The sequence below is a fragment of the Parasphingorhabdus halotolerans genome (assembly GCF_012516475.1).
Taxonomy (GTDB): Bacteria; Pseudomonadota; Alphaproteobacteria; order Sphingomonadales; family Sphingomonadaceae; genus Parasphingorhabdus; species Parasphingorhabdus halotolerans.
Genome location: NZ_CP051217.1, coordinates 1,253,064 through 1,273,722 on the forward strand (window position 1 = coordinate 1,253,064; position 20,659 = coordinate 1,273,722).

The 20,659-nt window shown below is 53.5% G+C and carries 18 protein-coding genes and 1 pseudogene; 6 read left to right on the top strand and 13 right to left on the bottom strand.

What is annotated here, in order from left to right; genetic code table 11:
• Positions 1-3 precede the first annotated feature (3 nt).
• The 4 genes and pseudogenes from HF685_RS06020 to HF685_RS06035 all read right to left on the bottom strand — a co-directional run bounded on the left by HF685_RS06020 (position 4) and on the right by HF685_RS06035 (position 5,366).
• Positions 4-636 (bottom strand): glutathione S-transferase family protein, encoded by a 633-nt coding sequence (locus tag HF685_RS06020; RefSeq protein WP_168818728.1) that lies wholly within the window; start codon positions 634-636, stop codon positions 4-6.
• A gap of 66 nt (positions 637-702) precedes the next feature.
• Positions 703-2,189, bottom strand: a pseudogene (locus HF685_RS06025) (SulP family inorganic anion transporter).
• A gap of 210 nt (positions 2,190-2,399) precedes the next feature.
• A complete protein-coding gene (locus HF685_RS06030; RefSeq protein ID WP_168818729.1) occupies positions 2,400-3,080 on the bottom strand; it encodes a glutathione S-transferase family protein in 681 nt (226 codons plus the stop codon).
• A gap of 24 nt (positions 3,081-3,104) precedes the next feature.
• Positions 3,105-5,366 carry a M28 family peptidase gene (locus HF685_RS06035; RefSeq protein ID WP_168818730.1) on the bottom strand — a complete coding sequence of 754 codons (2,262 nt, stop codon included), beginning with the start codon at positions 5,364-5,366 and terminating at the stop codon, positions 3,105-3,107.
• Positions 5,367-5,513: 147 nt separating this feature from the next.
• Between HF685_RS06035 and HF685_RS06040 the strand changes: the two genes are divergently transcribed.
• Positions 5,514-6,899: an alkaline phosphatase PhoX gene (locus HF685_RS06040; protein WP_211051394.1), complete on the top strand. Its 1,386-nt coding sequence runs from the start codon at positions 5,514-5,516 to the stop codon at positions 6,897-6,899.
• Positions 6,900-6,925: 26 nt separating this feature from the next.
• Here the strand turns inward: HF685_RS06040 and HF685_RS06045 are convergent, their stop codons facing one another.
• Both HF685_RS06045 and HF685_RS06050 read right to left on the bottom strand, forming a co-directional pair.
• Positions 6,926-7,588 carry a TrmH family RNA methyltransferase gene (locus tag HF685_RS06045; RefSeq protein WP_168818731.1) on the bottom strand — a complete coding sequence of 221 codons (663 nt, stop codon included), beginning with the start codon at positions 7,586-7,588 and terminating at the stop codon, positions 6,926-6,928.
• Positions 7,585-8,751, bottom strand: coding sequence for an isovaleryl-CoA dehydrogenase (locus tag HF685_RS06050; RefSeq protein WP_168818732.1), 1,167 nt, complete (start codon positions 8,749-8,751; stop codon positions 7,585-7,587). Before HF685_RS06050 ends, HF685_RS06045 begins: the two co-directional genes overlap by 4 nt.
• Positions 8,752-8,896: 145 nt before the next feature.
• On the opposite strand from HF685_RS06050, the gene HF685_RS06055 reads away from it, so the two are divergent.
• The 3 genes from HF685_RS06055 (at position 8,897) to HF685_RS06065 (ending at position 13,649) form a co-directional block, all read left to right on the top strand.
• On the top strand, positions 8,897-9,940 hold the full coding sequence (locus tag HF685_RS06055; RefSeq protein WP_168818733.1) for a quinone-dependent dihydroorotate dehydrogenase: 1,044 nt from the start codon (positions 8,897-8,899) through the stop codon (positions 9,938-9,940).
• A gap of 38 nt (positions 9,941-9,978) precedes the next feature.
• Entirely contained in the window at positions 9,979-11,694 is a 1,716-nt protein-coding gene (gene ggt, locus HF685_RS06060; RefSeq protein WP_168818734.1) for a gamma-glutamyltransferase, read from the top strand.
• Positions 11,695-11,828: 134 nt separating this feature from the next.
• Positions 11,829-13,649, top strand: coding sequence for an AMP-dependent synthetase/ligase (locus tag HF685_RS06065; RefSeq protein WP_168818735.1), 1,821 nt, complete (start codon positions 11,829-11,831; stop codon positions 13,647-13,649).
• Positions 13,650-13,696: 47 nt separating this feature from the next.
• Here HF685_RS06065 and HF685_RS06070 read toward each other — a convergent pair whose 3' ends face one another.
• From HF685_RS06070 to HF685_RS06080, 3 genes are all read right to left on the bottom strand, one after another.
• Positions 13,697-14,122, bottom strand: a complete 426-nt coding sequence (locus tag HF685_RS06070) for a hypothetical protein (RefSeq protein WP_168818736.1) — start codon at positions 14,120-14,122, stop codon at positions 13,697-13,699.
• 79 nt (positions 14,123-14,201) lie between these two features.
• Positions 14,202-14,927: a hydroxyacylglutathione hydrolase gene (gene gloB / locus HF685_RS06075; RefSeq protein ID WP_168818737.1), complete on the bottom strand. Its 726-nt coding sequence runs from the start codon at positions 14,925-14,927 to the stop codon at positions 14,202-14,204.
• Position 14,928: 1 nt separating this feature from the next.
• On the bottom strand, positions 14,929-15,372 hold the full coding sequence (locus tag HF685_RS06080; protein ID WP_168818738.1) for a VOC family protein: 444 nt from the start codon (positions 15,370-15,372) through the stop codon (positions 14,929-14,931).
• Between the two features lie 601 nt (positions 15,373-15,973).
• Between HF685_RS06080 and HF685_RS06085 the strand changes: the two genes are divergently transcribed.
• Together HF685_RS06085 and HF685_RS06090 are read left to right on the top strand one after the other, a co-directional pair.
• A complete protein-coding gene (locus HF685_RS06085; protein WP_168818739.1) occupies positions 15,974-16,897 on the top strand; it encodes a hypothetical protein in 924 nt (307 codons plus the stop codon).
• Between the two features lie 363 nt (positions 16,898-17,260).
• A complete protein-coding gene (locus HF685_RS06090; protein ID WP_168821316.1) occupies positions 17,261-17,995 on the top strand; it encodes an SIMPL domain-containing protein in 735 nt (244 codons plus the stop codon).
• 39 nt (positions 17,996-18,034) lie between these two features.
• Here the strand turns inward: HF685_RS06090 and HF685_RS06095 are convergent, their stop codons facing one another.
• The 4 genes from HF685_RS06095 to HF685_RS06110 all read right to left on the bottom strand — a co-directional run bounded on the left by HF685_RS06095 (position 18,035) and on the right by HF685_RS06110 (position 20,623).
• Positions 18,035-18,541: a DUF3617 domain-containing protein gene (locus HF685_RS06095; RefSeq protein ID WP_168818740.1), complete on the bottom strand. Its 507-nt coding sequence runs from the start codon at positions 18,539-18,541 to the stop codon at positions 18,035-18,037.
• 65 nt (positions 18,542-18,606) lie between these two features.
• Positions 18,607-19,458 (bottom strand): tetratricopeptide repeat protein, encoded by an 852-nt coding sequence (locus HF685_RS06100; protein WP_168818741.1) that lies wholly within the window; start codon positions 19,456-19,458, stop codon positions 18,607-18,609.
• 30 nt (positions 19,459-19,488) lie between these two features.
• Entirely contained in the window at positions 19,489-20,235 is a 747-nt protein-coding gene (locus HF685_RS06105; protein ID WP_168818742.1) for an alpha/beta hydrolase, read from the bottom strand.
• 40 nt (positions 20,236-20,275) lie between these two features.
• Positions 20,276-20,623, bottom strand: coding sequence for a hypothetical protein (locus HF685_RS06110; RefSeq protein WP_168818743.1), 348 nt, complete (start codon positions 20,621-20,623; stop codon positions 20,276-20,278).
• Positions 20,624-20,659 lie beyond the last annotated feature (36 nt).

The following is a 20,659-nucleotide window of genomic DNA, read 5'->3' on the forward strand; positions in this document are numbered from 1 at the left end:
GAATTACGCCGCCAATCCGGGTACGATCGGTCCGCCCAACGCAATAGCCTTTTTGTAAGCAGGACGCGCCATCATACGCTTCGCATAATCATCCGATGCCGGACGATTGGCGAGCATACCTGCTGCTTTTGCCAGTTCGAGAACATACATCATGTTAATGTCCGCCCCTGTAAAGCTGTCGCCCGCAATAAACTCGCGGTTGTCCAGATGCTTTTCGGTATAGTCGAGCAGCTTGACGACTTCACCTTCAACAAACGGCGCATAGCCCTCACCCAGCCCTCCAAAACGCGGTGCGAGCATCGAGACTATCACTGGATTGGCAATTGTGCCTTCTGCAAAATGGAGCCATTCGAGATATTCAGCGCGATCTTTTGATCCCACCGCTGGCGCGAGCTTGCCATCACCATATTGCTCGAGAATATATTCGATGATCGCGCCTGATTCCATCATCAGATTATCATCGATAATCACCGTTGGTGCCTTTGCCAATGGATGCACCGCTGCTAGATCAGCTTGCGCGCGCATGGTTTCGGGATGCCGTTGATGGCGCACCATTTCATATTCGACACCCAATTCCTCCAGCAACCAGATGATGCGGGTCGAGCGGCTATATTCCAGATGGTGCAGTTTGATCATTGGGGGCTCCTTGAGATTTGTTCCCAGCAGATTTGCGCCAAAGGATTGCTAGGGTCAACTACGCAATTAGTGCCCGATGATCCCGAGGCTCTCAAACGGTCGCTCATTATCGCTATATTTCTCAACCAGCGTTGCGCTGGCTTCGTTCATGCCGATCAATTCCACCGTTTTGCCTTCATTTTTGAGCCTCTCGACGATTTTATCGAGCATGCCCGTCGCCGAAATATCCCAGAAGTGCGCGTCGTGAACATCGATAATCACCTTATCGATACCGTCTTCGTTAAATTCCATCGCCTCGTAGAGCATATCAACCGAGCCAAAGAAAATCTGCCCGCCGAAAACGTAACGATGTGTAGTGATTTCGACGAAATCTTGAATCGTGACCAGCTGCCGCACTTTCCATGCGAAGAATATGCCCGAAAGCAACACGCCCGTGAGCACGCCGATGGAAAGGTCATGCGTCGCCACCACCATCACCACGGTGGCGATCATCACGAAATTGGAAGGCCAGGGGTGATGGGTAATTTCGGTAAAACTCTGCCAGCGGAATGTGCTGACAGAAACAAAGATCATTACCGCGACCAGCGCAGGCATCGGGATTTGCGCGACCCATGGACCCAAGCCGACAATCAACACAAGCAGCATTACACCGGCGACAAAGGTCGAAAGACGTCGGCGTCCCCGGATTTGATATTGATAACCGACTGACCGATCATTGCGCAACCGCCCATGCCGCCGATAAAACCAGTGACGAAATTGGCGATGCCCTGCCCATAGGTTTCACGCTTCTTGTCGCTACGGGTCTCGGTCATATCGTCCACGATGGATGCGGTCAGTAGCGATTCCAGCAAACCAACAGCGGCCATTGCCAACGAATAGGGCGCGATAATCCAGAGTGTTTCCCATTCGATGGGAATTTGCGGCACATGGAACCACGGCAAGCTATCGGGCAATTCACCCATATCACCAACCGTAAAGACATCTGCGCGGAAGATCATGCTGACCGCAGCCAACACGATAATTGCTGCGAGCGGCGACGGCACGAGTGTGGTGACTTTCGGCAGGCCATAGATAATCGCCAGACCGGCAGCGACCATCGCATAAGTCTGCCAGGTAAATGCTTCGCCGGTGAGTTGCGGAATTTGTGCCATGAAAATGAGGATCGCAAGGGCGTTCACGAAACCGGTGATTACCGAGCGCGAGATAAAGCGCATGAGCAGGTCCAGTCTTAACAGCGCGGCTATCGCTTGAAAAATACCCATTAATATCGTGGCTGCAAACAGATATTCCACGCCATGATCGCGCACCAAGGGCACCACCAACACTGCTACAGCCGCCGTCGCTGCGCTAATCATGCCGGGACGTCCGCCAATCATCGAAATAATTACAGCAATCGAGAAGCTGGCATAGAGCCCGACCCGCGGATCAACCCCGGCGATAATCGCAAAGCCGATGGCCTCTGGAATCAGCGCGAGCGCCACAACCAGACCGGCAAGGAATTCGGTTTTGGGATTGGATAGCCAGTCGCGTTTAAAGTCGCTGTGAATTGCCATAGGGCGCAGCCTTTGTATAAATTTGAAAAATGCTGCGGCGCAACATGGATTGATGGGGTCTTTGACGGATGGGGCATGGCTAGTCAAGGATTGCGACGACAATCACCATGTGCTCCGCACTTGATGCCGAGCTCTTCATATGAAGAGCACGCGATGCCACTATCAGTGCCGCATCAAGTGGCGGAGCACTAGACCTTGGCTAGTCTGTTGCTAAACCCGAAAATCCTCAATCACTGTCGCAACAGCTGCGATTTCTTCTTCATGATGAATTTCCCGCTCCGTTTCGGCAAGCGCCTGCGCTTCCCAGTGTTGCATAGCGGGATGGGCAATGATCTGGTCCACCCATTCCCGGCCGATGGGGCCGATACCCAGATCAAAGGATCGCACCCGAAATGCGACTGGAGCATAGAAGGCATCAACAATAGTGAATGTGTCTCCAGCCAGCCACGGGCCGCCGAAGCTTTCCAGACCCTGCGCAAACAGCTCGCTGATGCGGTCCAGATTGCGTTGGAGAGGTTTTTCAATTTTGTGCAACCTTGCCCGTACGCCAATGTTCATCGGGCAGATATTTCTGAGCGGCGCGAAACCGCCATGCATTTCTGCCGCCGCACATCGCGCCCACATTCTCGCTTTGGCCTCTTCTGGCCAGCAACCTTCATGCCGCTCTGCGAGATATTCCATGATCGCCAGTGAATCCCAAATCGTCAGATCATTGTCCTTCAGGCAGGGCACTTGCCCATTGGGCGTAAACTCCCGAAACCGCTCGTAATTGTCTTCTTCAAAGTAGATAATCACGTCTTTGAATGGAGTGTCCAACGCGGTCATCAACACCCAGGGGCGCAACGACCAGCTGGAATAATTGCGATTGGCAGTGATCAATGTGTAAGTCATTTCAGCTCCCGCAAGACAACGGCCTCAGGATTTCGGCCAGGAAAATTCAGCAGACCCTTTCACAACCTTGGAACCGGAAAACCGCGTCTGGTTAGTGGGTGGGCCGTTTGGCTCAGGAGCATCATCGGGCATGTCGCCCCCGGAGAAAAGATATTTTAACGCAATCCTGCCCGCTTTTTGATCATTCCACTCGAGTTTGAAGTCGATCGGACTTTCTGCACGATGATTGATCATTGTCCACTTTTTGGCTGGCAAGTTTACCGGCTTGCCATTCAAACGGATATCTTTGACTGGCTGTGAAGGGCGGACAAATACATAAAAGTCCCGTTCAATTTCAGCCATCTTTACCGACAACATGGCTTTATCAGCCGATTTCTCCAGCGCAAATTCAGGCAAGGCTACCGGTGTTTTCGGCGCTCGCGTGATCCGGAATTTCATACGCTTGGACGGCGTGGGACGAATATATCTCACGACCGTGCCTGGTCCGCCGGGCAATTCATCCGCGCCGGACGTGGTCGCCCAGTAAGATTTTTTACTATCTATGTCGGTATAGTGAAATAAATCACCGGGGCGCGGATAGCGGTCCGAAAAACCATCTGTGGCTGCGAGCCAGATACCACCCGAAATACAAAAGACAACCAACAACGTTCCCAGCCTCCGGCCATGTTTTCCTAAACTCCAAGGTAGAATTAACGGCCCTAGAAGCAGAATGAAAAATGGTACAAAAATCGCGACGACCGATGGCGTGATTGCCCCGACCGAAATATAGAATGCGTCGGTCAGAACAAATATCTGGGCGAACACCAGACCGCCCAGACCGAAGCATAGCACTTGCACAATTGCTGAATCGACTCCGAGCTTTCCGGCAGCAACCGCGATAAGAAGTGCCACCAACAACGGCCATATTGGCAACCAGTTTGCACCCGGCAGGGCGATTTGAGCCGCGACGGCCAGCAGAAACACAAGCAACGCCGAGCCGGTCCAGTGCGGGATGCGGGGGCGGATGATCAGAATCATTCCCGCACAAAGCGCGACGTAAAACCAGAAAGCGGTTCCCGCCTCTGCCAGTCTTTCCCGCCCGGCGATCGTCCCTTCACCATAAATCAATAAGCCGCCGACGTGACAGGCAATACCCGCTACAACGGTTAACAGCAGCACGATGCCGGCCCCACCCAGGCTTTGTTTCCAGCCGTTTACGCCTTCGGACGTTTGTCGGGCGACACCCGCCTGCATACGCCAGAGACCAAGAGCAGCGATCACCAGCAAAGCCCAGCCCCACGCAATCGGATATTGCACCATCACCTTGCCGAAAATGTCGAAATAGGCGCTGTCGTCGTCGCGGCTTGGAAGCGTCTCGGCCATAGCCATTGCGCGGGTTGTGGTGTGCATGAAATCGCCAAGATGCTGGAGCGTGGCAGGCGAGAGGTTATCGGCATTGTCCTGCGGCGCATGATAGTCAAACTGACTGTTGATAAAGGCGGCGTTGATCCCCGCTTTCCCTGCATCCAACGAGACTGAGAGATCGGTATCGTTGGGCAGCAACCGATAAATAGCGGAGGCCATGCTGTTGCCGCTCGGCGCGACGGCATTATCAGCCCATAGCCTTACGAGCGCAGCGTTGCCAGTAGATGTCTGGAACATGTTGGCCCAGCCGCGCGAACCGCGGGCCTCCCCATTCACAACAATCCCGATCCGCTTTGCAAGCGGGTGACTCTCAAAAAAACTTTGCGCGCCGATCAGGCCCAGTTCTTCCGCGTCTGTTATCAGGAAAATAACATCGCGCGCCGGTTTTTGACCTGCGCTCAATAATCTTGCCGTTTCCACAACCGCCGCCGTACCCGATGCGTCATCGCTTGCACCCGGAGAAAAGTGCACTGAATCATAATGCGCCATAACGGCAACCGCAGGCTTGGTGCGGTCGCGTCCCGGCAAGACAGCGATGATATTGTCAACCGGTGAGACAGCAATAGCTTTTTCAAAACGCGTGGATTGCCGGACACCGACTTCGCTCTGGACCTGTGTTTCAAGTCCTAGGCTTTCCAATCGCCCGACAAGATAATCGCGCACCCGACCATGCTCCGGCGATCCAGCGAGATGCGGAGCCTTCGTTATTGCCGCAACGGTTGCGGTTGCTCGGGTTATAGAAAAATCTGCTGATCCTTCAATCTCGCGCGGGTGGGCGGCGTTAAAGCCAAAATGCCGATTATCAAAGCTGCCGTAACCGTAAGCGGCAGCGAGATGAGCTGAGATAATTTCATATTTCCCCCGCTGGTGAAGAGCTATCACAGTGTTCCAGCGCTTACAATTGTGCCGAAAGCATAGCGGCAATGCCGTTTGTCGAACATCTCTTTCTTTGGTATAGGCATGTTAGATTATTGACTGATAATCGCTCGGATGATGGAGAATACATTGGATCTGACGCGTCGCAAATTTATGAAATCTGCCCAAGCGGTTGGGCTTTTCTACGCTTCCTTTTCACTCGCCGGTTGCGCGCCGGCGCATAGCGCCAATACATCGGTCAAACTAATTCCCGATCCCAACAAACGCCTCGATCTGCCAAAAGGCTTCACTTACACCTTGGTCAGCGAAACCGGTGGCACCATGTCCGACGGCTTCTTCCGTCCCGGTCGCCCTGATGGCATGGCCTGCTTTCCGCACCCCGAATCTGCCGATAAATGCATCTTGATGCGTAATCATGAGAACTGGTTCGATGTTCCCGTTGGCAGTCCGTTTGGCAAGGGCAATGAATTGCTCGATCGAGTATCCGATAGCCAGCTCTATGATCGCAAAGAAGATGGTTCGCCCTTTTTCGGTGGCGTCACCAAAGTTGTTTACGATCTGAAAAACAACCGCCTTGAGAACGACTTTCTGGTGCTCACTGGAACAGCAGCCAATTGTGCGGGCGGGCCGACACCTTGGGGAAGCTGGCTCAGCTGCGAGGAGGAGATGCTCAAGCCATCCGAAGGACCGGGCAAATATCACGGCTTTGTGTTTGAAACGCCATCAAATGCAACCGGCCTGATTGATGCCGTGCCGCTCAAAGCCATGGGCCGGTTCACCCATGAAGCCGCTTCGGTCGATCCGAAAACCGGCATCGTCTACATGACCGAAGACGCAAAACACGGGTTATTTTATCGTTTCATTCCCAATGTGCCAGGGAGATTAAGTGAAGGCGGACGCCTTCAGGCGCTTGCAATCAAAGGCAAGAAATCTGCCGTCACATCCAATTGGCCCAAAGACTCCGAATATGCTGGAACAGAGCAATTTGCCGTCGGCGCGGATCATCGCGCCGAATGGATTGATCTCGACGATGTGGAATCACCCAACGGTGATCTGGCTCACCGCGGGTCTGCTGCTGGAGCGGCCCAATTCATGCGCGGCGAGGGATTGGACTATGCTGTGCGGGCCGATGGAACAACCGGCGATTTCTATTTCACCTGCACCCAGGGCGGCGCAGAAGGTGTCGGGCAAATATGGCGCTACACGCCGGATGAAGGATCGGACAACAGCGGGGACACGGCAGGCACATTGCAGCTATTCTATGAATCAGAAAGCGCCGATTCCCTCGACATGTGCGACAATCTCGTGGTCGCGCCGTGGAACGATATTATCTTGTGCGAAGACGGGCGCGGCGACCAGTATCTGCGCGGGCTTACGCCAGAGGGCACTATCTACGACCTTGCCCGCAACGCGCATAAAGACCAAAGCGAATTCTGCGGCGCCTGCTTCTCGCCCGATGGCAAAACCATGTTCGTGAATGTGCAGGAGCCGGGGTATACTTATGCGATTACTGGACCTTGGGAGAGTTTGAGGGATTGATTTTAACCTCTCTGGTCTCCTGAACTCTAAGGTGCAATAACCGTCGGCAGAGGTTTGGCACGCTCACCACGCTTGTCTCGTTTTCTGTACCTACTCTGATACGCACGTCTTTGCTTGGCAATCTCATACAAGACGATCCCCGATGAGGTTCCAAGATTCAAACTTTCGATCATTCCGAACATCGGGATCGCGACACACATATCACTTCTCTTGACCGCCAAATCGCTGATCCCGCGCTTTTCATTCCCAAACCATACCGCGAGTTTGGCATGTTCGGTAAATTCTCCTTCATGGAGATAGACATTATCCATGCCTTTTACATGAGGCGATGTGACAATCGAATGAAAGTTCTTCCGCTCCAAATGAGCTAGGCAGTCCTCGGTTGTGTCAAATCGCTTTACGAAGCTCCATTTTACCGCCGACACTGATGTTTTGGACAGCGACTTTTTCCCCCGCATTTCTTGCCAATCATCCGGCAATGCCTTTCGAGGATCGACAATATACACCTTCTCAACACCGAGCGCGTTTACGTTCCGAATTACGGTGCCAATGTTTTTAATGTTCGAAGGGTCTTCGATCACCGCAATCAAATTTTTGCAGATAAAGGGTTTGATCGCTTTGGCGCGACCCCGCACGGAATCCTTGGAACGGTTCTCCTTACCTGTCTCTTCTTCTCCAGTTTCGCTCATGAACCCGCCCCGATCAATTCCCGCCCGATCAACATTCTCCGGATTTCATTCGTCCCCGCGCCAATATCGAGCAGCTTGCTGTCGCGCCAGTAACGTTCCACCGGCCAGTCGGTGGTGTAGCCCGCGCCGCCCAGTGCCTGAATGGATTCCTCCGCCACGCGAACGCTGTTTTCACTCGCCAGCATAACTGCCCCCGCCGCATCAAAGCGGGTTGTCTGCCCGGCATCGCAGGCCTTGTTGACATTATAGACATAGCTGCGCGCGCTGTTGAGACGGACATACATGTCGGCGATCTTGCCCTGCATTAGCTGGAACGTGCCAATGGGTTTGCCGAACTGTTTGCGTTCGCGGACATAGGGGATGACCGTATCAAGGCAGGCCTGCATCAAACCGAGCGGGATCGCGGCGAGCACAGCGCGTTCATAATCCAGGCCCGACATTAAAACGCCGACGCCGCCATTGATTGGGCCCATGATATTTTCTTCCGGCACTTCGCAGTCATCAAACACCAGTTCCGCCGTAGGGCTGCCCTTCATGCCCACTTTTTCGATTTTTTGCCCGATGGAAAAACCCTTCATCCCTTTCTCAATCAGAAAGGCAGTAATTCCGCCGGAGCCAGCATCGGGGCGGGTCTTGCCATAGACCACCAACGTATCTGCGTCGGTGGAATTGGTGATCCAGAATTTGGTGCCGTTGAGCACATAACCGCCCTGCACCGCCTCGGCCTTGAGTTTCATCGAAACCACGTCCGACCCTGCGCCTGCTTCCGACATTGCGAGCGCGCCCACGTGTTCCCCGGAAATCAGCTTGGGCAGATATTTCGCTTTTTGCTCGGGCGTCGCCCAGCGGCGGATTTGATTGATGCAAAGATTGCTGTGTGCACCATAGCTCAGGCCGACTGCGGCGCTGCCACGCGAAATTTCCTCTACTGCAATGGCATGTTCGAGATAACCTAAACCCAGCCCGCCATCCGCTTCTTCCACGGTAATCCCGTGCAGCCCCAGATCGCCCATTTGCGTCCAGAGCTCACGCGGAAACCGATCTTCGCGGTCAATTTTCTGCGCCAACGGCATGATCTTTTCTTCGGAAAAGCGCCGCGTTGTATCGCGGATCTGGTCGGCCATTTCACCGAGCTGGAAATCAAATTGCGGGGTTGCGAGCATCGAGCGGTCCTTTTGCGGTTGTTGCTGGTCGTTTAGCAGATAACGCCATAGTATCCAGTATATCTCGTGTTTCTCGGCGATTGTTCTTCGCGCCAGATACGGAGTACCGTTGCTTTGATCTGATCACAATGCCATAGGCGCGGCCATGCTTTATGACCTCGCCAAACCGTTTATATTTTCACTGGACGCCGAACGCGCCCATGGTCTGACCATCGCCGCATTAAAGGCTGTTCCAATGGGCCCCGCGCCCAAATCGGATCCGGTTCTGGCAACCACGGTCGCTGGCCTGACCTTCCCCAATCCCATCGGCATGGCACCGGGTTTTGACAAGAACGGCGAAGTTCCCGACGCGCTGATCCGTATGGGCTTTGGCTATGCCGAAGTCGGAACGCTGACACCACTGCCCCAGGCTGGCAACCCCAAGCCCCGCATATTCCGGCTGGAAAAGGACAAAGCGGTGATCAACCGGCTAGGCTTCAATAACCAGGGACAAGAAAAGGCAGCACCTCGTCTGGAACGCATGCGTCGCCGAATGGGCAAAGGTATCCTCGGCATTAATATCGGCGCGAACAAGGACAGCGATGACCGCATTGCCGACTATGTAATCGGCACCAGGGCGATGGCGCCGCTGGCTGATTATCTTACCGTCAATATTAGCTCACCCAATACACCGGGACTGCGCGCATTGCAGGACAAAGGCGCGCTGGAAGAACTGCTAAGTGCGGTGATGGCAGCGCGCGACGGGGTAAAAGTTCCCGTATTTCTTAAGGTCGCGCCCGATCTCGAACCGGCCGATATTGATGATATCGTCGAAGTCGCGATGACACAGAAGATAGACGCGCTGATTGTCTCCAACACAACGATCACACGCCCCCACTTACGGTCTTCCAGCAAGAATGAAACGGGCGGACTTTCTGGTGCGCCGCTCAAAGACCTTGCCCTGCAAAGGCTGAAGGATTTTCGCAAAGCCAGTGGCGATAAGATTCCGCTAATCGGCGTGGGCGGGATTGCGACGGCAGAAGATGCTTATGAGCGCATCTGCGCCGGGGCATCTTTGGTACAGCTTTACACTGCAATGATCTATAAAGGGCCAACGATGGCGCGCAGCATGGCTTGCGGTTTAGCAAAATTGGTGAAACGCGATGGTTTTCATGCGGTGGCTGATGCGGTTGGGACAGACGACAAATAATTTGCCAAACCGGCAGGGCGCCCATAGAAACCGCGTCTATGAAAAAGCTATATACAATCATCGCCCTTTTCCTGCTCGTCGCCGTTCCGGCACAAGCCAAAGATCACGAAAATAAGAACGCAGGGACAGCAGCATCTGCCCATCCCGAAGCAACCAAAGCGGGTTTTGAAATGTTGCAAGCCGGCGGCTCGGCGACCGATGCTGCGATGGCGATGATGCTTGCCTTAACCGTGGTAGAACCGCAATCCAGCGGCATCGGTGGCGGCGGATTTTTCCTGCACCATGATGCAAAATCGGGCTGGATGCAGACCATTGATGGTCGCGAAATGGCACCTGCTGCCGCAGGATCCGATCGATTTCTGGATGAGAATGGCAAGCCGATGGGTTTCCGCAGCGCTGCGCCTGGCGGCATATCCGTTGGTGTTCCCGGCAATATGCGGCTGATGGAAATGGCGCACAAAAAGTGGGGCAAGCTGGAGTGGGCGAAACTCTTCGAGCCGGCAATCAAATTGGCGGAAGATGGCTATGCGGTGAGCATCCCGCAGTATGACTGGATGAAACGGCTGGGACCGCTTTGGAATGATTTTCCGGAAATACAGAAACTTTATTGGCGCGGCGGTCAGCCTGTTCCGGTTGGTACAATGATCAAAAATCCCGAGCTGGCGGCGCTGCTGCGTGACCTCCAGTCAGGCGGCGCGGAAGCTTTTTATACAGGCAAAACGGCGGCGGCCATATCCGCAGCCGTTGCCAATGCGCCGAGCAACAAAGCTGAAATTACGCCTGACGATCTGACCAATTATAACGCGATATTGCGCGAACCGGTTTGCACCTCCTACCGCGTATATAAGGTTTGCGGCATGGGGCCACCTTCATCGGGCGCCACCACAGTGTTACAGATTCTCGGAATGATTGAACGGTTTGATATGGGCGAACTGTACAAGAACGAACCGATGAAGGCGTGGCATGTCATTGCTGAAGCGATGCGTCTCGCGTACGCTGACCGGGAAAAATATCTCGGCGATCAGGATTTTGTGGCAGTGCCCGTCGCTGGACTGATCGACAAATCCTATCTCGCGAAACGCTCCCAGCTAATCGCGTTGCAACGGGCGCGCCCGCAATTTCCGGGCATGGAAACATATCCTGCCGGGTCACCTCCCGGCGCGCAGGTGCGGACAGCAGCGCTCTCTTCCGAGGTTGCCGGCACAACGCACTTCACAGCCGTCGATAGCGAAGGCAATATCGCCAATATGACATCTACAGTCGAAGGCCCTTTTGGCAGCCAGCTGCTGGCGCGTGGCATGGTGCTCAATAACGAATTGACGGACTTTACCTTTGCACCGGAGAAAGACGGAGCACCTGTCGCAAACCGTGTGCAGCCGGGCAAGCGGCCGCTATCTTCAATGTCTCCAACCATCGTTTATGATGACAGCGGGAAACCTGTTTTGGCCGTAGGCTCGGCGGGAGGCAAACGCATCATTATGCATGTTACCAAGACGCTTATTGGCGTGCTGGATTACAATCTGCCGCTCGAAGAAGCGATGGCACTGCCGAATATCTATTTTGGCGGCGACGGCGTTTTGGTTGAAAACGGCACCGATCTTGCCAAAAATCAGACCGAGCTTTCGAAATTTGGCCATTTAGTGGTTTCGACCAATCTGCCTTCAAAATTGGCGGGAGCCCAGAAAACCGAAAAAGGGTGGGTGGGCGCTGTTGATCCCCGCAGCACTGGTCAAGCGGTTAGCGAACTTCCCTGAGGCGATAGCGCCAAAGCCAACGAGCCAGGCACACCATTTTTCCAAACCATTTGCGACAAGATTTTATCCGCGCTAATCAACTGATGAAATAATATCGCGCTTCTAACATAAGAAGGCGAATGAGAGGGTATCCAATGGCCAAAAAACTCGGCAACGACCGTTATCTGGAAATAGACCAGTACTCCAACCTCGTTTCGATGTTTTTTGATCGTGCGACACAAGAGGGCAATAAACCTTTTCTTTCCGCGAAAATTGATGGCCAATGGCGCGCGATAAGTTGGATCGAGGCGGCCCGCAAAGTTGCTGCTCTCGCAAAATCTTTCAAGAATTTGGGTTTAAAACCGGGCGATCGGGTGATGCTGGTATCTGAGAACCGCCCGGAATGGTGCATTACCGATCTTGCGATTATGGCTGCAAAATGTATCACAGTTCCAACTTACACCACCAACACAACCACTGATCACCGCCATATCCTCGACAACAGCGGAGCGCGCGCGGTTATTGTTTCCGATCAAAAGCTTGCCCAGAACCTTGTTCCGGCAGTGATAAGCTCTGCTGATGCGGATATTATTATCGGCATTTCCGATCTGCGTATTGGCCAGTCTGGTGATTTTGATATCCACTCGTGGCACGATCTGACCCAAGGCACAGACGAGGATGTCGCCGAGATAACCGAAGCTGCGAAAGCAATCACCCGGGATGATGTGGCTTGCATTATCTACACCAGCGGTACAGGCGGAAAACCACGCGGCGTTATGCAGCCGCATGGCTCAATCCTCCATAACGTCAAAGGTCCGGCAGAGGTTATCGAGAATGATTTTGGCTGGGATGATGAAGTGTTTCTATCATTCCTGCCGCTCAGCCATGCTTATGAACATAGCGCTGGGCAGTTTTTCCCGATCGGCCTCGGTGCTCAGATTTTCTATTCAGAAGGGCTCGAAAAGCTCGCGTCCAATATCGAGGAAGTGCGCCCGACGATCATGGTCGTTGTCCCGCGCTTGTTTGAGGTCTTGCGTGCTCGGCTTATTAAAACAGTCGAGAAGCAGGGCAAAATGCCCAACTACCTGCTCGGCAAAGCGCTGGCGTTGGGCGAGCGCGAAGCGGAAGGCAAAAGTCGCAAGCGCGACAAGTTGATGGACGTATTCCTCAACAAGACCTTGCGACCAAAGGTTCAGCAGCGCTTTGGTGGACGGATCAAAGCCATGGTTTCGGGCGGCGCGCCGCTCAACCCTGAAATCGGCGTTTTCTTTCAATCTCTCGGCCTGACTATGCTGCAAGGCTATGGCCAAACAGAATCTGGCCCGATTATAGCCTGCAACCGGCCGCGCACGGGCCTGAAAATGGATACTGTCGGGCCGCCGATGATTGATACGGAAGTGAAGATTGCCGAAGACGGTGAGATACTGGTGCGCGGCGCTCTGGTGATGAAAGGCTATTGGCGCAATCAGGCAGAAACTGACAAGGTCATCATAGATGGCTGGCTACATACCGGTGACATCGGCCTAATCGACGAAGCGGGGCGCGTTGCTATTACCGACCGCAAGAAAGATATTATCGTCAATGACAAGGGTGACAATGTAGCACCGCAAAAGGTTGAAGGGATGCTTACATTGCAACCGGAAATCTTGCAGGCGATGATTGTCGGCGACAAAAGGCCGTATATGGTTGCCGCAATTGTGCCTGATCCGGAATGGGCGCTGGAATGGTCGCGCAAGGAAGGCCTCACCTATGATTTCGTGAAATTACAAGCCAACCCTGTCTTTAAAAAGGCGGTCGGCGACGCAGTGGACAGGGTTAACAAAGATCTATCCGTTATCGAAAAAGTGCGCCGTTTTGAATTTGCCGACGAGCCATTTTCCATAGAAAATGAAGAACTCACGCCAAGCATGAAAATCCGGCGGCATGTTATCAAGGCGCGTTATCAGGAACGGCTGGACGCCTTGTACAAGAAGTAATTTCAATAATCCGAACTATCGTCCGCGCCTTATGCGAAGTACAGAACTTAGCTAGCATCCTTGGTATAAGGCACAAATTCACTCCAAACGCACGAACCAACGTCCGCTTGTGTTTGCAGGTCCGTGACTACCACCATATCACCCTTGCATAACCCATTCGAATAAGACCGAGTCACCAAACTATGCTTGTCGGCACTATTGCATCCAAGGTAAGGTTTGTTGACGTAGATGGTCTGACTATTCCTTCTCTGGCCGAAAAGGATGATGTCATCGCTAATCACGGTCATATGCTTCTGATCCCAGCGCGTAATACAGGACACGGGTTTACCCGGCGTGCGCCCCGCTAACCGGGCATCTAGCTTCGTCTGCTGCCTCTCGGTTAATTCAATTTGTTCGGATTCGCTCATCGCCGCGGGCGCTGCGAGGCCGAGAAACATGGGTAGAGCGACGATATATTTGATTGAACTACGCATAGTCTGTCTCCAGTTTGCCCCACCATCAATGTGGCTTATATCATGGAAATGCTTGCCAGTAAAATCTGATATTCGCCTTTTAAAAATTATCCTTCGCCGTTCTGCGTTCGGCCAGTTGTTCAATTGACGCGGCGCGCATAAACGGATTGGTCGCTTGTTCCAGCGCGATAGTCGTCGGAACGGTAGCCTCTCCCTTTGCTCGCGCGGCCATCACCTCGTCCATCCTGTCTTTCAGCGCCTGATTACCAGGCTCTGCAACCAGAGCATATTCCCCGTTACTCTGTGTATATTCATGCGCGCAATAGACATTGGTTTCTGGCGGCAGTTTCTCCAATTTGCGCATATTATCAAACATTTGCGCCGCCGTACCTTCAAACAGGCGACCGCAGCCCATCGCGAATAGAGTATCACCAACAAACACTTCACCCTCTCCGACAAAATGAAACGCGATGTGACCGGCGGTGTGCGCCGGAACATCAATCACTGCGGCAACCACGTCGCCTAGTCGCGCCGTATCACCTTCTTTCACCATCGTATCGAGCGTCGGAATGCGCTCCTTTTCTGCCTCGGGTCCGGTGATATGGCAATCTGTGGCTGCCTTAATATAGGCATTGCCGCCAGTATGGTCGGGATGCCAATGGGTGTTCCATATCTGGGTGATTTTCCAACCGCGTTTCTTTGCTTCAGCAAGCGGAGCGTCGGCAACGGCGGGATCGACCACCATTGTTTCTTTCGAAACAGGCTCATGGACCAGCCAGATATAATTGTCGGACAATACCGGAATTCTAACAATCTCTAATGCCATGCTACCACTCTCCAATATTTTCCATGCTTGCCCAGGGTTCCTGCGCTGGCAAATTCTCGCCCTTCTGCAATAGCTCTACCGAGATATTATCGGGCGAGCGCACAAATGCCATATGCCCGTCACGGGGCGGGCGGCTTATCGTTACACCGGCATCCATCAGTGCCTGGCACAGCGCATAAATATCGTCGACCGCATAGGCGAGATGCCCAAAATTGCGGCCGCCATCATATTGCTCCGCCGCGCTGCCATCTTCGGGCGGCCAGTTATAGGTTAGCTCAACCTCGGCGACATCTTTTTGACCGGGAGCTGCCAGAAAGATCAAAGTGAAACGCCCCGCTTCCGCCTCATAGCGGCGCACTTCCTCAAGCCCCAGCAGCTTGAAGAATGCGACGGAAGCATCCGGATCACTAATCCGCAGCATCGTGTGAAGATATTTTATGGTCATGGCGTCATCCTTGGGGCTGGCGTTATTTTGGTTTGGAGTCTGGTTTTGGTTTCAGGGATATTCCTATCCGCTGATCCCCGGACTGTCGAAGGTTTTTGAAAACATCCGGCGCGGTGCTTGTAGCATACAGGTTGACAGTCTTGACACGATGTAAACCAGTGTTTCGACCTGTTTCCTGTTCAACCATAGTGGTTTAGGCCGATTTTCCCTGGGTGGCACATTGCCAGTATAGGATAATATTCCAGATGTCGTCGCAATCCACGCTCATCCCGCGCAATAAAATTACAAAGTTTAGGAAAGTGAGCCCTGCCCACGCACGCACGCACGCCTGCGCGAGGTGCAAGAAACGTTCCCAACATAGGTGAAAGCGCGGAAACGAGCGATTCTGGTCGTAGCATGGGGTCACCATGGCATGGTTGCCGACGTGTAGGAAAGCGTGTTGGATTTACGCTGAAGATTGCGCTTTAAGCAGGACGATGGCGACGTCAATCAGGCAACGGAACAATAATTTCCCGCCTTTTGATGACTTGATTTTCTGACCGTAAACTTGATATAAGCGAAAAAAAAGGTCGCATAAATGCCTTATTTGGGAGTCCATCTTATGCGCCGGACCCATATCTTTTTTTCAACTGTTTTTCTTTTTGTTGCAATTTCCCTTACGCTGACCTCATGCGCCGAACAAGCCAATGATGCTTCATCAACGGAAACAACAGTTGAACCTCGCGAAGGTACTGATTGGTGTGAACTGACCCGTCGATATGAAGTCAGCGGAGATTGCGAGCGCTTCCAGCAGCAGATTGATAGCTTGGATGCTGGTGTAGATGCATTCAAACCAAAACAAGTGATGCCGGTCGATACGCCGACCACTGTTCGATACGCCATCAAGCGCCTGCCCAAGTCTATTCAAGGGGAAGATGGTGAGATTGCCGAGGCAGCGCCGGAGGCAGGTGAAGTCGGAACAGAGGTCACTGTCGAATCCGCTGAAACTCCCACCGATCGTTCAAATGCGCCTACGCAAGCAGAGATCGATCAAGCATTGGCCGAAACGGAAAAGGAAGTCAGCGAGATGGTCGTGGAAGATTCTGACAGCGGAAATGTAGCGGTGGAACAGATCAAGGTCAGTACTTACATGTATGCCTGCCTGGAGGGCGATGCGACTTTCAACATCGAGCCAAAAAATTGCCAGAGCATAGATACTTTGGAACGCCCGGAAGCAGTTTGGAACTGGCAAGTTACACCATCGGAACCCGGCAAGAAGTTTGAGTTGCGGCTTATCAGCGGCCATGAAGTGCGCGCAACGGATGGGACCACGCGAAGAATTGGACAACCCGGCCGCAGAGCGGAAATCGACGTTGCGGTGACCCGCTATCGATGGTGGAGTGACCTGTCTGATACAACAACAAAATACCTCGGCTTGCCGCTGCCGTTGCTCGCAGCATTATCCGCCCTCATTGCAGCAATTGGAGGAGTTTATGGTGCCTACAGAATGGCTCGGCGGGGCAATGAGCCCAGCAAACCAGAATAAGCATAGAAATACGGTTGGATAGCCGGATCACGTGAAATACGGCGACAGGTGCAACAACCCTTCAATAGCTCTCACGTTCAGCCGTTACTTCCGGCGACAGTGCACTTTGTCCCGAAAAAAAGCGACGCCCAACGCAATGCAGCCCCGCGCAAAGATAATCCCACGATCATTCCACAGACTCCATTCATCGCTGTTCAAGAACGGTTCATCGTAACAAGCGCAATTCGAATGCGGGTCGCCATTCCCCGTTTTGGCTGAGCCTTTCGAAGCCATTCACATGTCGTGAAACGTTATCCTTCGACAAGCCCAGGACGAACGGATTTTAAGGCATGTTTGCAGCAAAACGAACGAAGGAAAAAAATGATGAGCGAAGAAACTACATCCGGCAAATGGACCGACAAGAAAAACAATGTGTTGCTGGCCAGTGCCGGTCTGCTCACCATTGGTTTGATAGCAGGGGGCTATTTCATGGGCGATGGTTTGCTGCGCGCCAAAATGGCGGATCGCAGCGTTACCGTGCGCGGCTTGGCCGAGCGGGATGTTACTGCTGACCTTGCGACGTGGACTATTGCCTATAGTGCCCAATCCAGCAGTCTTGCCGATGCGCAGATTGATATTGACGGTGACACGAAGGCAATCGGCAAATTCTTCACCGAGCTGGGTTTCAAGGCCGACGCGCTGAAACCAACCGGCGCGAATGTAAATCAATATGATAGCAACGGCATTCCGCAATATACCATCCGCCAACGGCTCTCGCTGCGGACCGATGATATTGACAAAGCCCAGGCCGCCGTCGCCCGCCAGTTTGATCTCGTGCGCCGCGGTGTTGTGCTCGAAGACGGCTCCGGCATGAGTTACACATTTACCAAACTTGAAAAGATCAAGCCGGAAATGGTGGCCGAAGCCACCAAAGATGCGCGCAAATCTGCCGAGCAATTTGCCAAGGATAGCGAAACCAATGTTGGCGGCATCAAATCCGCCACGCAGGGCTATTTCAGTATAGAATCCCGGGATGGTGACGGCGGTGGTTATGGTGTTTCCGATACGCCTTACAAAAAAGTCCGCGTTGTGACGACAGTGGATTTTTATCTGGATTAAGAGTTTCGAAATAAACCCCTATTTCCACTCAATCTTTGATTATCCGGGACAATCCCCTACCCTCTTTGCACCAATATCCATCGCGAGTTTTGCGGTCTCGTCGCTATTGGGATCAACGATGTCGAAGGCCATGCTGCTGTCATATCCTTGCGCGTGTGCCTGGCCGGTCATGCTGATCGCAATGTCGCCCTTGGCCGTGCCACTGCATTTCATTTCCAGATTTATACTAGTCGTCGAACCTTCGTCCTTCAGCGTTTCACATTGGCCGCCAAGCACCTGCGCCATTTGCGAGGATGCCTGCTTCCATTGTTCGCCACCGTCATTGCCCTTCATGCAGAAAAGCCCGCCTGTGCCGCCGCCGGCCGCCTGTTCCATCTGCGTGATTGTTTCCGCCTTGGCGTCTCCGGTTATGCCGGGGAAATCGAGCTCGGTGATCTTGACCGTCTGCTGATATTGCCCCTCAACCGGGCTGCCATCACTGCCGCCGCTGCATCCTGCCAACAGCGAAACCGCACACAATGTGAGCACTAAGGGAAATTTCAGCATGGCCGGGCCTCTTTCTATCTTTTAAATACAAGAGCATAGCCATCGGGCGTCGCGTTGCAAAGCCTTCACGGGGTTTCGGGCGTCGGCGGACCTTGTTCCAGCTGTGCAAGATATTTCTTCGCCGCCCTGGCAGGCTCGCTCTCACTATCCTGCGCAACCGCCTGCTTCCAGAATTTTTGTGCATTCGCCGTGTCCCCGGCGGCATAGGCGATGTTACCGGCTTCCAGCGCAACCGCCGGATCGCCAGGCGCAAGCTTTTCTGCGGCAATAATATCTGCCTTGGCCAGAGTCAGGTCAGCCATCCGCCGCGCCAATGTTGCTGATAACAGCCAGCCGAGCGGGTCTTGCGGCACCAGCGTGTGGACCTGCGCAAATTCCCGCTTGGCCTCTTCATACTGGTTGTTCGCGACATAGACGCGGGCAAGATCAAGATGGACTTCGCCTTTTAACAATCCACCAAGCTTCTCTTGCCGGAGGGCACGCGCCAGATGATTTTGCGCGTCGGCATAGTCGCCATTGGCGAGCGCCGCATTGCCTGCCTGCGCCCAGAGATTGGCAGCGCGCTCATCGCCGGCACTTTCTGCTTCTTGCGCAGCTGTTGCAAAAGCTTTGGTCGCCTTTGGCCAATCCTGCTGCTCTGCGTAAGCAAAACCAAGACAATGGCGCGCCAGATACCCACCCCCTTCGATTTGCCATCTGTTCGCGGCAAACACACCGTTTTCCGGATCGTCAATGGCTTCATTCACGCAGGCATTAAAGCGGATTTCGGCGGGGTCGGCAGGATCAGTCGATGGCGCAGAAGGCTCTGCCTGCGCTGGCACAGCCGGCCTGACTTCTGATGGTCGCAACAATGGATCCACCGGGGAACCATAAGGAGTGGCTGATTGAGCAAGGAGGAACAGCAGAGGAGAAAGCATATATGCGGTATCCGTCAATGATTGCGTTGGTCAGCCCAGTCTCGCAATCACGTCGATTAACAATGCAATATCCTGATCGCGAGACAGGCGGTGATCCCCATCTTTTACCAGATGCATCTGCACATCGGCTGAACGCATTTTCTTGGCGATCTCCAGCGCATAAGCCCAAGGCACATCCTCATCCTGCTGCCCGTGGAGCAGCCGCACCTTGCCGTCAAAGGCAATGTCCTTGTGGAGCAATCGGTTTGCCTCGCCGGACTGCCAGAACGTTCTGGTCGTGACATAGGGCTCGTCCGAATATTCGCTGGGTTCTTCAAGTTTGCCTTCGCGCAAGATCGTCATTTTCTGATCCTGAGAAAATCCCCAATCGGTAAAATCTGGCGCAGCGGCAATACCGACCATCGCTTTCACCCGCATCGGCCTCGCCAGCGCGACCAGCAGCATCAGCCAGCCGCCCATTGAAGAGCCAATCAAGGTAATGGAGCCGGATGTCACCTTATCGATCAGAAACAGCACATCTTCGCGCCAGTCAATCAGGCTTTGCTCTTCAAACGCACCTTCACTCGCCCCGCATCCTGCATAGTCCAGCCGCAACATCGCGCAGCCTTGCGTTTTCGCCCAAGCATCAACAGCCAGCGCCTTGCCGCCATCCATGTCTGACATATAACCGGGCAGAAAGACCAATGTGGTGCCTTTTACGCCGGGTTTAGGGGGAGTGTAACAATAGGCCAGATTAGCGCCGCCGGGGCGCTGCATATAGTGAATATCATATTCCATGGGTGTTCCGCTTTCATCAGCTTCGGCTTTTATGAAACGGTTATGTAGCGCCCATATAGGTAATACCCAAGCATAGAAACGCGATCAGCAGCATGCCGATATTGCTGAACATCGGCTTTTTCGCCTTTGGCAAAAGGCTGGACAGCTCATCAGGAATCGCGCCGGTAATCCCCAGTTCCCAGTGCGGATGCTGTTTAATGCCATCATCAAGTCCAAAGACATGGGACCCGCCTTGCGCACCGCGATAAACAAGATCTCCAAAAAAATAGGGCTCGCTGCGGATCTGGTTTTCATAAAACAGGAAGGTTTTGCCAATGGTCTCAATCCGCACGACCCGCTTGCGCGCGCCTTGGCCATCACGGTGCCATACAGAATATTCGCCGGTCATTACGCAGGCAGTATCAGGGTGATGTTAATGAAAAGT

Bases quoted from the DNA above. Each gene is read 5' to 3' on its own strand.
- HF685_RS06020 (WP_168818728.1), bottom strand. From the start codon at position 636: ATGATCAAACTGCACCATCTGGAATATAGCCGCTCGACCCGCATCATC.
- HF685_RS06030 (WP_168818729.1), bottom strand. From the start codon at position 3,080: ATGACTTACACATTGATCACTGCCAATCGCAATTATTCCAGCTGGTCG.
- HF685_RS06040 (WP_211051394.1), top strand. From the start codon at position 5,514: ATGAAATCTGCCCAAGCGGTTGGGCTTTTCTACGCTTCCTTTTCACTC.
- HF685_RS06045 (WP_168818731.1), bottom strand. From the start codon at position 7,588: ATGAGCGAAACTGGAGAAGAAGAGACAGGTAAGGAGAACCGTTCCAAG.
- HF685_RS06050 (WP_168818732.1), bottom strand. From the start codon at position 8,751: ATGCTCGCAACCCCGCAATTTGATTTCCAGCTCGGTGAAATGGCCGAC.
- HF685_RS06055 (WP_168818733.1), top strand. From the start codon at position 8,897: ATGCTTTATGACCTCGCCAAACCGTTTATATTTTCACTGGACGCCGAA.
- ggt (WP_168818734.1), top strand. From the start codon at position 9,979: ATGAAAAAGCTATATACAATCATCGCCCTTTTCCTGCTCGTCGCCGTT.
- HF685_RS06065 (WP_168818735.1), top strand. From the start codon at position 11,829: ATGGCCAAAAAACTCGGCAACGACCGTTATCTGGAAATAGACCAGTAC.
- HF685_RS06070 (WP_168818736.1), bottom strand. From the start codon at position 14,122: ATGCGTAGTTCAATCAAATATATCGTCGCTCTACCCATGTTTCTCGGC.
- gloB (WP_168818737.1), bottom strand. From the start codon at position 14,927: ATGGCATTAGAGATTGTTAGAATTCCGGTATTGTCCGACAATTATATC.
- HF685_RS06080 (WP_168818738.1), bottom strand. From the start codon at position 15,372: ATGACCATAAAATATCTTCACACGATGCTGCGGATTAGTGATCCGGAT.
- HF685_RS06085 (WP_168818739.1), top strand. From the start codon at position 15,974: ATGCGCCGGACCCATATCTTTTTTTCAACTGTTTTTCTTTTTGTTGCA.
- HF685_RS06090 (WP_168821316.1), top strand. From the start codon at position 17,261: ATGAGCGAAGAAACTACATCCGGCAAATGGACCGACAAGAAAAACAAT.
- HF685_RS06095 (WP_168818740.1), bottom strand. From the start codon at position 18,541: ATGCTGAAATTTCCCTTAGTGCTCACATTGTGTGCGGTTTCGCTGTTG.
- HF685_RS06100 (WP_168818741.1), bottom strand. From the start codon at position 19,458: ATGCTTTCTCCTCTGCTGTTCCTCCTTGCTCAATCAGCCACTCCTTAT.
- HF685_RS06105 (WP_168818742.1), bottom strand. From the start codon at position 20,235: ATGGAATATGATATTCACTATATGCAGCGCCCCGGCGGCGCTAATCTG.
- HF685_RS06110 (WP_168818743.1), bottom strand. From the start codon at position 20,623: ATGACCGGCGAATATTCTGTATGGCACCGTGATGGCCAAGGCGCGCGC.